Here is a 12,615-nt window from a genome sequence, read left to right as displayed (position 1 = left end):
CCTCCATGGCTGTGCAGACCGCCGCAAGCACCGTGACCACCCCCGACCTCGGCCCCGCCGCAGCGCTCTCCTGTCGTGAGTGCGGCGAACGCTTCCCGCTCGGCCCGATCTTCGCCTGTGCCGCCTGTTTCGGCCCGCTGGAGATCGCGTACGACCTGCCCGAAGGCGACCCGGAGGCGCTGCGCAAGCGCATCGAGGCCGGACCGGCCAACATCTGGCGCTATGCCCCCCTGCTGCCCGTCCCCGCCGACGTCGCCGACAAGCCGAACGTGAACCCCGGCTTCACCAAGCTCGTGCAGGCCGACCGGCTCGCCGCCGAGCTGGGCGTCACCGGCGGCCTCTACGTCAAGGACGACTCCGGCAACCCGACGCACTCCTTCAAGGACCGTGTCGTCGCCATCGCCGTCGAGGCCGCCCGCGCCTTCGGCTTCACCACCCTCTCCTGCTCCTCCACCGGCAACCTCGCCGGCGCGGTGGGCGCCGCGGCGGCCCGCGCCGGACTGCGCTCCTGCGTCTTCATCCCGTACGACCTGGAGCAGGGCAAGGTCGTCATGGCCGCGGTCTACGGCGGCGAGCTGGTCGGCATCGAGGGCACCTACGACGACGTGAACCGCTTCTGCTCCGAGCTGATCGGCGACCCGATCGGCGAGGGCTGGGGCTTCGTGAACGTCAACCTGCGCCCTTACTACGCCGAGGGCTCCAAGACCCTCGCGTACGAGATCTGCGAGCAGCTCGGCTGGCGCATCCCGGACCAGATCGTCGTCCCCGTCGCCTCCGGCTCCCAGCTCACCAAGATCGACAAGGGGCTCCAGGAGCTGATCAAGCTGGGCCTGGTCGAGGACCGCCCGTACCGGATCATCGCCGCGCAGGCCGAGGGCTGCTCCCCGGTCTCCGCCGCCTTCAAGGCGGGCCACGACGTGGTGCGGCCGGTCAAGCCCGACACCATCGTGAAGTCGCTCGCCATCGGCAACCCGGCCGACGGGCCGTACGTCCTGGACATCGCCCGCCGCACCGGGGGCGTGGTCGAGGACGTCACCGACGAACAGGTCGTCGAGGCGATCAAGCTGCTCGCCCGCACGGAGGGGATCTTCGCGGAGACCGCGGGCGGCGTGACGGTCGGCGTCACCAAGAAGCTGCTGGAGGCCGGCGTGCTCGACCCGTCGCTCACCACCGTCGTGCTCAACACCGGCGACGGCCTCAAGACGCTGGACGCGGTCGCGGAGACCACCGGCCCGTCGGCGACGATCCGGCCGAGCCTGGAGGCCTTCCGCGCCGCCGGCCTGGCCGGCTGACCGCAGGTCCCGGCAGCCCCTCCGCACCCCGTTCGCCCCGTACCGGCCCCGAAAGAGGCACCCATGAGCGTCAACGTCCGCATCCCGACCATCCTGCGCACCTACACCGGCGGTCAGGCCGAGGTGCCCGCCGAGGGCGCGACCCTCGCCGAGGTCATCGCCGACCTGGAGAAGAACCACACGGGGATCGCCGCCCGCGTCCTGGACGACCAGGGCAAGCTGCGCCGCTTCGTCAACGTGTACGTCAACGACGACGACGTCCGCTTCGAGCAGGGCCTGGAGACCGCCACGCCGGACGGCGCCGGCATCTCGATCATCCCCGCGGTCGCCGGCGGCTGAGACCCGGACCGCCGTCTCCCCGCCCGCGCGGGCGCTCGGCATCACCCAGAGTCAGCCGCATCACCCAGAGTCAGCCGCATCACCCTGAGTCAGCGCAATTGCCCCCTCCGTGAGACATCCGGAGGGGGCAATTCTGCATGGTTGAGCACGCTACAGTTGGGGAACGCCCCTTCGCCGACCGTGCTCGCCCAGGTATCGAATTGCGCCCGGGCTCGATAAGAAGCAGCCAATGTGTGGCGTACTTGTGTCGCTTAAGTTCCCTTTGTCCGGCCTGGTTTGCCCCGGAATTGCGGTAATCCCACCTAATTACCCGATCGTAGGTTCCAGGAATTCTCGTCCGATTGACCTGTTGCAGAGGGCAGTTGGGCAGATACATTCAGCCGCGGTCGACGCGTTCCGGCGCACTCCAGTGAGCGGGTAGGGGTCTGACCCGGGTCCGCGAGGTGCGGTCCTGTGCAAGGGCCAGTAATAGGGGAGTTGGGCATGGCTCAGGGCACCGTCAAGTGGTTCAACGCGGAGAAGGGGTACGGCTTCATCGCGGTCGACGGTGGTGCGGACGTATTCGTCCACTACAGCGCGATCCAGATGGACGGCTACCGCACCCTGGAGGAGGGTCAGCGAGTCGAGTTCGAGATCTCGCAGGGGCAGAAGGGCCCGCAGGCCGACATGGTGAAGATCTCGGCCTGAGTCCCGCTCCGGCGTACTCACGCACTTGAAGGGCCTTGCACCCCGGCTGGGGTGTGAGGCCCTTCTGTGTGTCGGTGGGGCTGGTGGGGTCGGCAGGGCTGACGGTGCTGGCGGGGTGGGGCGTCGGGTGTTCCGCCGTGTTCCTCCCTCGCGCTCTCCCTGTTCCTCGCGGTGTCTCCCCGGGCGGCCTCGGGGGTCTTCTCCCGTGCCCCTGCGCTCTCTTCGCCGCTCTGCCGACGCTTCTTCGGATGCGGCCGGTTCCTTCTGTCGCGGGGTCGCGGACGGGTAGGGCGCTTGCACTCTCGGGTGGCGAGTGCTAATCATTGGCGTTAGCACTCTCCGGGTGAGAGTGACAACGAAGGGCCGGGTCGGTGAGGCCCGCCAGCCAGGTGGCGCATGGAGCCACCTGGTGCGGCAGGCCGTCCGTCGCGGGCGCCAGCGCGGTCCGAGAGCTTCCCACCCAGTCCGTGGAGGACACTTCACATGGCAAAGATCATCGCGTTCGACGAGGAGGCACGGCGCGGTCTCGAGCGCGGGATGAACCAGCTCGCTGACGCCGTCAAGGTCACCCTTGGTCCCAAGGGTCGCAACGTCGTCCTTGAGAAGAAGTGGGGCGCCCCCACGATCACCAACGATGGCGTGTCCATCGCCAAGGAGATCGAGCTCGAGGACCCGTACGAGAAGATCGGCGCTGAGCTGGTCAAGGAAGTCGCCAAGAAGACGGACGACGTCGCCGGCGACGGTACGACCACCGCCACGGTTCTGGCTCAGGCCCTGGTCCGCGAGGGACTGCGCAACGTCGCGGCCGGCGCCAACCCGATGGCCCTCAAGCGCGGCATCGAGAAGGCCGTCGAGGCCGTCTCCGCCGCCCTGCTGGAGCAGGCCAAGGACGTGGAGACCAAGGAGCAGATCGCCTCCACCGCCTCCATCTCCGCCGCCGACACCCAGATCGGCGAGCTGATCGCCGAGGCCATGGACAAGGTCGGCAAGGAAGGCGTCATCACGGTCGAGGAGTCCCAGACCTTCGGTCTGGAGCTGGAGCTCACCGAGGGCATGCGCTTCGACAAGGGCTACATCTCGGCGTACTTCGCGACCGACATGGAGCGCATGGAGGCCGTCCTCGACGACCCCTACATCCTCGTCGTCAACTCCAAGATCTCCTCGGTCAAGGACCTGCTCCCGCTGCTGGAGAAGGTCATGCAGTCCGGCAAGGCGCTGCTGATCATCGCCGAGGACGTCGAGGCCGAGGCCCTGTCCACGCTGATCGTCAACAAGATCCGCGGCACCTTCAAGTCCGTCGCCGTCAAGGCTCCGGGCTTCGGCGACCGCCGCAAGGCGATGCTGAACGACATCGCCATCCTCACCGGCGGCACGGTCGTCTCCGAGGAGGTCGGCCTCAAGCTGGAGAACGCGGGCCTCGACCTGCTCGGCCGCGCCCGCAAGGTCGTCATCACCAAGGACGAGACGACCATCGTCGACGGCGCCGGTGACAGCGACCAGGTCGCCGGTCGGGTCAACCAGATCCGCGCCGAGATCGAGAACTCCGACTCGGACTACGACCGCGAGAAGCTCCAGGAGCGCCTCGCGAAGCTGGCCGGCGGCGTGGCCGTCATCAAGGCCGGCGCCGCGACCGAGGTGGAGCTCAAGGAGCGCAAGCACCGCATCGAGGACGCCGTTCGCAACGCGAAGGCCGCCGTCGAGGAGGGCATCGTCGCCGGTGGTGGCGTCGCGCTGCTCCAGGCGTCCGCCGTCTTCGAGAAGCTGGAGCTCGACGGCGACGAGGCCACCGGTGCCAACGCCGTCAAGCTGGCCCTGGAGGCCCCGCTCAAGCAGATCGCCGTCAACGGCGGCCTTGAGGGCGGCGTCGTGGTCGAGAAGGTGCGCAACCTGACCCCGGGTCACGGTCTGAACGCCGCGACCGGCGAGTACGTCGACATGATCGCCGAGGGCATCCTCGACCCGGCGAAGGTCACGCGTTCCGCGCTGCAGAACGCCGCGTCGATCGCCGCGCTGTTCCTGACCACCGAGGCCGTCATCGCCGACAAGCCGGAGAAGGCCGCTGCGGCTGCTCCGGGCGGCATGCCGGGCGGTGACATGGACTTCTGATCCCGGGGAAGCATCTCCAGGATCGGTAAGGCCGGTTACGTACGAAGGGCGGCACCCCACTCCCAGGGGGTGCCGCCCTTCGGCGTGCCCGGCCCTTTGGCGTGCCCGCCTTTCTTCGTACGTGCTTCTTTCTGTCTCGCTCCTTTCCGCGTGCTGGATACCTCGGGCGACTGACCCGGACCGGCCCCTGAGTCGGGCCCCGAAATGAGCCCTGAGCTGGACCCTCATTCGCCCCCGAGGCGCATGCAATTGCAGGGGGTCGTCGAGGGACGGGATGTGACGGCTGATAATCGCCCCCTGAAGATGGCGGAATTCAACTGCGCCCGCAGAATGACCCCGAAGTCGGCGGGATAAGACCGCAGGCTTACTCAGCTACCTCTCGCCGGCTGATTCGCAAAGGGGCCCCGTCGAGCGAAGGTCGTAGGTGTCCAGACAACCGAGCGGGAGGACCCTTCCGTGGTGGTACGACGCCTTGTTCCCGTGCTCGCAGCAGGTCTTGCGGCGAGCGCGCTTGCGGCCCTGACTCCAGCGGCGGCGGTTGCGGCTCCGCAGCCGCCCCCGCCGTCGCAAGCCGGCGCGCCGTTCAGCCCCGCGTGGCAGCGCTGCGGGCCCGACACCCCCGCGGACTTCGAGTGCGCCACGGTCAAGGTGCCGTTGGACTACCGGGCGCCCGGCGGCAAGAAGATCGACGTCGCGATCTCCCGGTTGAGCGCCGCGGACCCGGCCAAGCGGCGCGGGGTCCTGCTGTTCAACCCGGGTGGACCGGGTGGCAACGGCCTCGACATGCCGCTGATGATGCGCGAGTTGTTGCCGCAGTCGGTCAAGGACCGGTACGACCTGATCGGTTTCGATCCGCGCGGCGTCGGGCAGAGCGCTCCCGTGCGCTGTGGGCTGACCCCGGAAGACCTCGTGATGGAACGCCCCTTCAAGGAGCGGACGTTCGCCCGGGACACCGCGCTCGCGCGCTCCTTCGCCGACAAGTGCCGGGCGAAGCACGGCGCCGATCTGAAGCACTTCACCACGCGCAACACGGCGCGGGACATGGATGCCATCCGGGCCGCGCTCGGCGAGCAGAAGATCAACTTCTTCGGCTATTCGTACGGCACGTATCTGGGCGCGGTGTACACCCAGTTGTTCCCCCAGCGCGCCGACCGCGTCGTCCTGGACAGCGCGGTCGACCCCAAGCGGGCCTGGCGGGCGGACTTCCGGCTGTGGGCGCCGGAGACGGAGAAGGCGTTCAAGCGGTGGACGCGCTGGGCGGCCGAGCGGAACGCGCAGTACGGCCTCGGGGCGACGCCCGGCGCGGTCTCCCGGACCTTCTGGGGCCTGGTCGCCCAGGCGAACCGCACCCCGATCAAGGTCGGTACGACCCCCTTCGACGGCGACCAGATCCGCGCCGCGATGCGCGCCGCCTTCTTCGTACCGAGCAGGGCGACGGAGGGCGTGCTGCTCCTGCGGGACGCCGCGGCTGGCAACCCCACGGGCGAACTGCCAGTCGCCCGGCCGGACGAAGGGTTCCTCTCCGCCATGTGGGCCGTGAGCTGCGGCGACGCCCCGTGGCCGAAGGACCCGCAGACGTACCGCAAGGACGCGCGGCGGGACGCGGCCCGCTTCCCGGTCTACGGGGACTACGCGTCGCACATCAACCCCTGCGCCTTCTGGGACGACAACGTCGAGCCCGCCACCGTCGTGGACAACCGGGTCGGCGCGCTCATCGTGCACAACGAATGGGACTCCCAGACCCCGCTGCCCGACGGCGTCGGACTGCGCGAGGACATGAAGGGCGCGCGGATGGTCTTCGTCGACGAGGGCGAGGGCCACGGCGTGTACGGCAGCGGCACCAGCACCTGCGCCGAGGACCTGACGAACGCCTACCTCCTCACGGGCCGACTCCCGGCGAAGGACACGACCTGCACCCCGGACCCGGCGGGTGCGCACGACCGGCGGCACCACACCGAGCTGCCGTTCCTCACCCCCACGGCCCGCGCCGCCTCCAGCGCGCCGGCCGTTCGATGACGCATGCGCAGCTGAGCATGCCCACAGGTACGAGAAAGGACAGCACGTGCAGTCAAGACGCATCGCTCCCGTCCTCGCGGTGAGCGTTCTGGCGACCCTGGCCCCGGCGGTGGCCTCGGCCGCCCCCGCGGCGCCTTCCGGGCCCGGCCCGCAGCAGCTGACCTGGCAGCGTTGCAGCGCCGACACGCCCGCGGCGTACGAATGCGCCACGATCAAGGTGCCGTTGGACTACCGGGCACCCGGCGGGAAGAAGATAGACGTCGCGATATCCCGGCTGAAGGCCGCCGACCCGACGAAGCGGCGCGGCGTGCTGCTGTTCAACCCGGGTGGGCCCGGGGGGTCCGGCCACGGCGAGCCGTTGGTGTGGAGCGGGATGCTGCCGCAGTCGGTGAAGGACCGGTACGACCTGATCGGCTTCGACCCGCGCGGCGTCGGCAAGAGCACCCCGATCGCCTGCGGCACCACCCCGCAGGAGCGGCAGGTCCTGCGGCCGTACAAGGACGGGACGTTCGCCTCGGACGTGACGTGGGCGCGTACGTTCGCGGACAAGTGTCGGGCGAAGTACGGCGCTGATCTGAAGCACTTCACCTCCCGCAACACGGCGCGGGACATGGACGCCATCCGGGCCGCGCTCGGCGAGAAGAAGATCAGCTACGTGGGCGTCTCGTACGGCACGTACCTGGGCGCGGTGTACACCCAGATGTTCCCGCACCGTTCGGACCGCATCGTGCTGGACAGCGCGGTCGACCCGAGCAAGGCGTGGCGGGGCGTGCTCCAGGCGTGGGCGACGGGCGCGGAGCCGGCGTACGACCGCTGGACGCGGTGGACGGCGGAGCGCCACGCCCAGTACGGCCTGGGGTCGACGCCGGACGCGGTCGACAAGACCTTCCGGGACCTGGTCGCGCAGGCGGACCGCCAGCCCATCAAGTTCGGCGACGACGTGCTCGACGGCGCAGGGGTCCGCGGGGGCATGCGCGCGATGTTCTTCTACCGTGCCGAAGGCGCCAGGCTGCTCGTCGAGTTGAGGAAGGCCGCGGCCGGGGAGCCCGTGGAGGTGCCGCCGCCGTACGTCGTCGAGGACAACGAGATGTCGCTCTTCGAGACGATCGTCTGCGGCGACACGAGCTGGCCGCGTGACCCCGCCACGTACCGCCGCGACGCGGCCCGCGACGCCGCGCGCTTGCCCATCTACGGCGATTTCGCCTCCAACATCACCCCGTGCGCGTTCTGGGACGACCCCGTCGAGCCCGCGACCAAGGTCAACAACCGTGTCGGCGCGCTGATCGTCCAGGCCGAGTGGGACTCCCAGACCCCGCTGCCGCAGGCGAACGCCATGCAGCGGGCGATGAAGGGCTCCCGCCTGGTCACCGTCGACGAGGGCGAGGCGCACGGCGTGTACCGCGAGGGCGTGAGCGACTGCGCGGACGCGGTGACGACGGCGTACCTGACGACGGGCAAGCTCCCGGCGAAGAACGTGACGTGCGCGGCGAACCCGGCCCCGCCCACGTCGGCGCAGCAGCCGGAGATCGCGGAGCGGCGACAGGGGCTCCCGCTCCGGAGCGGCTGATGACGACCGTCACGCGGGCGTGCTGAGGCGCATGCGTGAAGGGGCGGGCGGTCGCCACCGCCCGTCCCACCCAACTGACTTACGGGCCCTCAGCCTCCGCGCTCTCCCGTGCCACCCATTCCAGGTACGCCGTCGAGCCGTCGGTCACCGGGAGCACGATCCACTCCGGGACCTCGTAGGAGTGCGCGGCCGAGACCCAGGCGGCCAGCTCCGGCAGCCGGGACCGGGTCGTCTTGTACGAGACGCGCCACTCGCGGTCCTTCTGGACCTCGCCCTGCCAGCGGTAGTACGCCGTCAGCGGGGCATCGACGTGTGCGCACGCCGCGAGGCGGGCGGCCACCGCGCCGCGGGCCAGGGCTTCCGCCCTGTCCTCGGCGTCGATGGTGGTCTGGGCGATCACGATCTCCGTGGTCACGGGCGCACTCCTCCGTCGGGGGGAACGAGCCTACGCAAGGCCCCCCGCCGGGATGAGAACCGTCTCTCATCTCGGCACAGAGTCCTCATCTGTCTTTGTCCGGAGCCGTGCGCCTCCCTACCGTTGCATGACGCGGTGAACCCCGAGGCGTTCACGCTGTGCGGCGCGGTGGTGCAACACCCCCCACGAGGAGCGCTGTTGAACACACCGATCGCACACGTCATCCGAAGGGTGCGGCGAAGCGCCGTCGCCCTCCTCTCCGTCGTCGCCCTGTGGGCGGGCGTGGCCGTGGGCGGGGCGTCCGCGCAGGCCGCGCCCGCGGCGCCCGGCGACCTCGTGCCGCCGGCGCGCAACGTGCGCGTCGTCGACGTCGCCGACCGGGCCGTGACCGTGGCCTGGGACCCCCCGCAGCCCGACACCGGCCTCGGGGGCTACCGGGTGCTGCGCGACGGGCACCGGGTCGGACGGATGGGGCCGGACGTGCGGACCTTCACGGACACGGGGCTGAACGTCGCCACCGAGTACCGCTACTCCGTCGTCACCGAGGACCTCAACGGACAGGGCCAGTACGAGAGCCTGCCGGTCCACGCCCGCACCACCGGCACCGTCCCGCCGCCGCCCGCGCACCCCGTCAAGATGGGCGTCTTCCACGAGGTCGGCAGTCACCAGCGCGGGTTCCACGTGAAGGACCTCGTCACCAGCGGGACGGCGGCCAAGCTCAGCCATCTCACGTACGCCTACGGGGCGGTGCGCAACGGGCAGTGCGCCGTGGGGGACGCGTACGAGTCGCTGGAGCGCACCCACCAGGCCGGGGAGAGTGTCGACGGACGCGCGGACACCTGGGACCAGCCGTTGCGGGGACACCTGAACCAACTGCGGAAGCTGAAGGAGCGGCAGCCGGGGCTGAAGATCCTGTGGTCCTTCGGCGGCCCCGCGTACTCCGGCGGCGCCACCAGCGGATACGCGCAGGCGTTCGGCGATCCGGCCGGCTTCGCCGCCTCCTGCGTACGGCTGTTGGACGACCCCCGGTGGGCCGGGCTGTTCGACGGGATCGACCTCGCCTGGCACTTCCCGGAAGCCTGCTACCACAGCTGTGACAGCCCGGGCCCCGCGGGCATCGGCACCCTGGCCCGGGCCTTCCGCACCGCCTTCGGGGCGGACCGGCCGGTGACCGTGACGTTGGACGGCCGGGGCTCGAAGGGGCAGGGGATGCGCGACACCGACTTCCCGGGCGCGGAGCCGCACGTCAACTGGTTCAACCTGGCCGGATTCGACTACTACACCTCCACCGACCCCAACGGAAGGCACAGCACCGCCCTGCCCGCCGCCCTGGAGATCGCGCACCTCGATCTGCGCGACCTCACCGCCCGGCCGGTGCACCCCAACAAGCTGGTCCTCGGCGTGCCCACGCACGCCTGGGGCTGGGAGGGCGTGCGCACCCCCGAGCCGTGGAGCCCGGCCAGCGGGCCGGCACCGGGGACGTACGAGAACGGGCGGGAGGACTACCGGCTGATCAAGACACGTTGCCCGAACCCCGTCGCGTACTCCGGGACGGCGTACGCGCACTGCGGCAACCAGGGCTGGTCGTACGACACCCCGACGTCCGTCACCACCAAGGCGGCGTACGCGAAGAGCTACGGACTCGGCGGGATGTACCTCTCCAACCTGCGGGGGGACACCGCTGACGGGGAGCTGGCGAGCGCGCTCGCCCGAGGGCTGGGGTAGTCCGCGGCCGGGGGCGAACCGGGGCCGGCCTGGGGGCGGAAATGCGGATGCGGCGTCCACGCAGCTCACGCAGACTCGTTGGCATGAGCAACAACATCGAACGCATCAACCCCGACCAACTCCACTCGACCCCCGGCTACCACCACATCACCGTCGTCCAGGCGGGCCGCACCGCCTACCTCTCGGGGCAGTGCCCCCTCGACACCACCGGCGAAGTCGTCGCCAAGGGCGACCTCGACGGCCAGATCGACCAGGTCGCGGCGAACGCGCTGACGGCTCTGAACGCGGTGGCCGCGGGTCCGGAGCACGTGGTGCGCTCGGTGATCTACGTGGTGAGCCAGGACGAGGAGGTGCTGGCGAAGGCGTGGGACCGGCTGAACGACTCCGTCATCGCCCCCGCCTTCTCCACTGCGAGCACCCTCCTCGGCGTGGCCCAACTCGGCTACCCCGGACAGCTGATCGAGGTCGACCTCACCGCCGCGCTCCCCGAATGACGTGGGGCGTCGCCCGCGCGACGTTGGTTGACTGAAGTGTCAACCAATGGCTGACGCGGCACCTCCCCGCGATGGGGGATCGTCGTTCTCGACGGGGGAACCAACGGGGGACCTCGGGGGACCACGACGGGGGACCCCTGGGGGAACGGGGGAAACGGCGAGAGGGCCGCATGGAAGCACGGGTGGCAGCGGGCTGGAAGGTGATCGGCGTGCTCGGCGGGGCTTGGGGAAGCTCCGACAAGGACGCCATGGGGAGCGAGCACCTGCTCGCGGGGATCACCGGCACCAAGGGGGAAGCCCGCACGGCGCTGGACGCCGAATCCGTGACCAAGGCGGCCGTCCTGGCGGTGCTCCGCGACCGGGCGGACTGGCCGGAAGCCTGGAGCGGCGACGACGGCGCCGGGGACAGCATCTCGTCGGCCGACGTCCTGGGGGAGGACGGCGACCGCCGACGGATGCTGACCGGCGCCGGGCACCGCGCCTTCGTACACGCCATGGGGGAGGCCCGGCGGCGTACGGCATCGGCTGCGGGCAAGGGCGTCGGTTCGGGCTCCGGCTCCGGCTCCGGCTCCGCGAAGCTCACGCCCGAGGACCTGCTGCGAGGTCTGCTGGCGGAGGGCGACAACCGGTGTGCCGAGGTGCTGGCGCTGTGCGGTACGACGGGGGACGCCGTACTGGCCCGGCTCGACGCCGGACCCGAGGGCGCGGCCGACGGCGACCGGCTGCCGGCCGGGCTCGATCCCCGGCTGCGCCCGACCCGGGACGTGCTGCTGGGGCGCAGCCGCTACCCCGCGCCGTTCTGGCTGCGCTGGCTCCACGGCGGGATGAACTGGGTGGCCTGGCCCACGGCCTGGGTCAAGCAGGAGACGCTGGCGCAGGCCCGGCTGCTGGGGCACGACCGCGCCGGCACCGAGCACGTCCTCCTGGCGGTGCTCGCCACCCACGAGGTGGCCCGCGCCCATCCGCACATGCTGAGCGAGGGCACTGACGAGGGCGCTTCGCAGCGGGACGAGCGCTACCTCGGAGGAGAGCGGCTGGCGGCCGTCGGCATCACCTACGCGGGCGTCCGACGGGCCCTGGAGGCCGACGACGTCCTGGGCGGTGACGACCGGCCCGCGGCCTCGTACGTGGACGCGGCGGTCGACGACCAGGGAACCGGCCCCCTGGTGGAGTCCCTCCTGAAGGAAGGAACGCGCGCGCTGCGCCTGGTTCAGCGGATGCAGGGCGCGGCGTCCCCGTAGGACGACCACTTACTGAGCGACCGTCACCCGGTGACCGTCAACACGAGGGGGAACTTCGTGACCGCCCGTACGCCCCGTACGCCCCACACCCTGCGACGCGCATCGACGCGGCTGGCGCTGACCGTCGCCGTCGCCGTCGGCGTGCTCGCCGGGACCGCAGCCCACGCGAACGCCGCCCCGCTCCCGGCCCCTTCCGCGTACGCCCAACTCCTGCCGATCACCAGCCTGTCCGCCGATCGGCTGGCCACGGCCGACCTGGTTGCCGCGGCCAAGTGGGGCACTGGCAGCCCCATCGACGACCCGGCGCGCGAGCAGGTCGTGCTGGACGCGGTGCGGCAGCAGGCGATCGAGGCCGGGGCCGATCCGCAGGCCACGGTCGCGATCTTCCGCGACCAGATCGAGGCCAACAAGCAGGTGCAGCGCGGGCTGCACCGGCTCTGGGACGCGGACCCGTCGAAGGCGCCCGCGCAGCGCCCGGACCTGACGGTGGTCCGCAAGGAGATCAACCGCATCAACACCGAGCTGGTGCGGGCGATCGCGACGTCCGACCGGGCGCGGAACGCGCGTTCCTGCACGGGCGTGCTGGCCGTGACCGCGGTGCAGGTCCGTCATGAGAAGCAGCTTGACCGGTTGCACGCCAAGGCGCTGGTTCGCGCGGTCCCGTCGGTGTGCGCGAGGTGACCGACCGCTCCGGTCCCGCGCGCGGGCACGCCCACTGACGAGGACCAGTCGA

General features: G+C 70.8%; 11 protein-coding genes. 10 read left to right on the top strand and 1 reads right to left on the bottom strand.

The genetic code is table 11. The features are described 5' to 3' along the window. The first annotated feature begins 5 nt into the window (after nt 1-5). The 6 genes from thrC (at nt 6) to AB0E05_RS11120 (ending at nt 8,007) form a co-directional block, all read left to right on the top strand. Nucleotides 6-1,292: a threonine synthase gene (gene thrC / locus AB0E05_RS11145; RefSeq protein ID WP_361961698.1), complete on the top strand. Its 1,287-nt coding sequence runs from the start codon at nt 6-8 to the stop codon at nt 1,290-1,292. Nucleotides 1,293-1,355: 63 nt separating this feature from the next. Then, a complete protein-coding gene (locus tag AB0E05_RS11140) occupies nt 1,356-1,631 on the top strand; it encodes a MoaD/ThiS family protein (RefSeq protein ID WP_361536708.1) in 276 nt (91 codons plus the stop codon). 483 nt (nt 1,632-2,114) lie between these two features. Further along, a complete protein-coding gene (locus AB0E05_RS11135) occupies nt 2,115-2,318 on the top strand; it encodes a cold-shock protein (RefSeq protein WP_361536710.1) in 204 nt (67 codons plus the stop codon). Between the two features lie 483 nt (nt 2,319-2,801). Beyond that, complete coding sequence (groL, locus tag AB0E05_RS11130) at nt 2,802-4,424, top strand: chaperonin GroEL (RefSeq protein ID WP_361961695.1); 1,623 nt, start codon at nt 2,802-2,804, stop codon at nt 4,422-4,424. A gap of 456 nt (nt 4,425-4,880) precedes the next feature. Then, entirely contained in the window at nt 4,881-6,440 is a 1,560-nt protein-coding gene (locus AB0E05_RS11125; protein ID WP_361961693.1) for an alpha/beta fold hydrolase, read from the top strand. A 46-nt stretch (nt 6,441-6,486) separates the two neighbouring features. Next, a complete protein-coding gene (locus AB0E05_RS11120) occupies nt 6,487-8,007 on the top strand; it encodes an alpha/beta hydrolase (RefSeq protein WP_361961691.1) in 1,521 nt (506 codons plus the stop codon). A 79-nt stretch (nt 8,008-8,086) separates the two neighbouring features. Here the strand turns inward: AB0E05_RS11120 and cutA are convergent, their stop codons facing one another. Then, nucleotides 8,087-8,422 (bottom strand): divalent-cation tolerance protein CutA, encoded by a 336-nt coding sequence (cutA, locus tag AB0E05_RS11115; RefSeq protein ID WP_361961689.1) that lies wholly within the window; start codon nt 8,420-8,422, stop codon nt 8,087-8,089. A gap of 198 nt (nt 8,423-8,620) precedes the next feature. Here cutA and AB0E05_RS11110 point away from each other — a divergent pair, with 198 nt between their 5' ends. From AB0E05_RS11110 to aroQ, 4 genes are all read left to right on the top strand, one after another. Continuing rightward, nucleotides 8,621-10,147, top strand: coding sequence for a glycosyl hydrolase family 18 protein (locus tag AB0E05_RS11110; RefSeq protein ID WP_361961687.1), 1,527 nt, complete (start codon nt 8,621-8,623; stop codon nt 10,145-10,147). An 83-nt stretch (nt 10,148-10,230) separates the two neighbouring features. Further along, a complete protein-coding gene (locus AB0E05_RS11105) occupies nt 10,231-10,641 on the top strand; it encodes a RidA family protein (protein ID WP_361961685.1) in 411 nt (136 codons plus the stop codon). A gap of 170 nt (nt 10,642-10,811) precedes the next feature. Further along, nucleotides 10,812-11,882 (top strand): Clp protease N-terminal domain-containing protein, encoded by a 1,071-nt coding sequence (locus AB0E05_RS11100; RefSeq protein ID WP_361961683.1) that lies wholly within the window; start codon nt 10,812-10,814, stop codon nt 11,880-11,882. 141 nt (nt 11,883-12,023) lie between these two features. Next, nucleotides 12,024-12,563, top strand: coding sequence for a gamma subclass chorismate mutase AroQ (gene aroQ / locus AB0E05_RS11095; protein WP_361962060.1), 540 nt, complete (start codon nt 12,024-12,026; stop codon nt 12,561-12,563). The last annotated feature ends 52 nt before the right edge of the window (nt 12,564-12,615 follow it).

The organism is Streptomyces sp. NPDC048057, from assembly GCF_040653095.1.
GTDB lineage: Bacteria > Actinomycetota > Actinomycetes > Streptomycetales > Streptomycetaceae > Streptomyces.
The sequence above is the reverse complement of the archived record's forward strand: the minus strand, read 5'-3'. Positions and strand labels throughout refer to the sequence as shown.

What these genes read in the sequence shown, in the direction of transcription:
- AB0E05_RS11100 (WP_361961683.1), top strand. Translation starts at nt 10,812, where the DNA reads ATGGAAGCACGGGTGGCAGCGGGCTGGAAGGTGATCGGCGTGCTCGGC.
- AB0E05_RS11105 (WP_361961685.1), top strand. Translation starts at nt 10,231, where the DNA reads ATGAGCAACAACATCGAACGCATCAACCCCGACCAACTCCACTCGACC.
- thrC (WP_361961698.1), top strand. Translation starts at nt 6, where the DNA reads ATGGCTGTGCAGACCGCCGCAAGCACCGTGACCACCCCCGACCTCGGC.
- AB0E05_RS11135 (WP_361536710.1), top strand. Translation starts at nt 2,115, where the DNA reads ATGGCTCAGGGCACCGTCAAGTGGTTCAACGCGGAGAAGGGGTACGGC.
- AB0E05_RS11140 (WP_361536708.1), top strand. Translation starts at nt 1,356, where the DNA reads ATGAGCGTCAACGTCCGCATCCCGACCATCCTGCGCACCTACACCGGC.
- groL (WP_361961695.1), top strand. Translation starts at nt 2,802, where the DNA reads ATGGCAAAGATCATCGCGTTCGACGAGGAGGCACGGCGCGGTCTCGAG.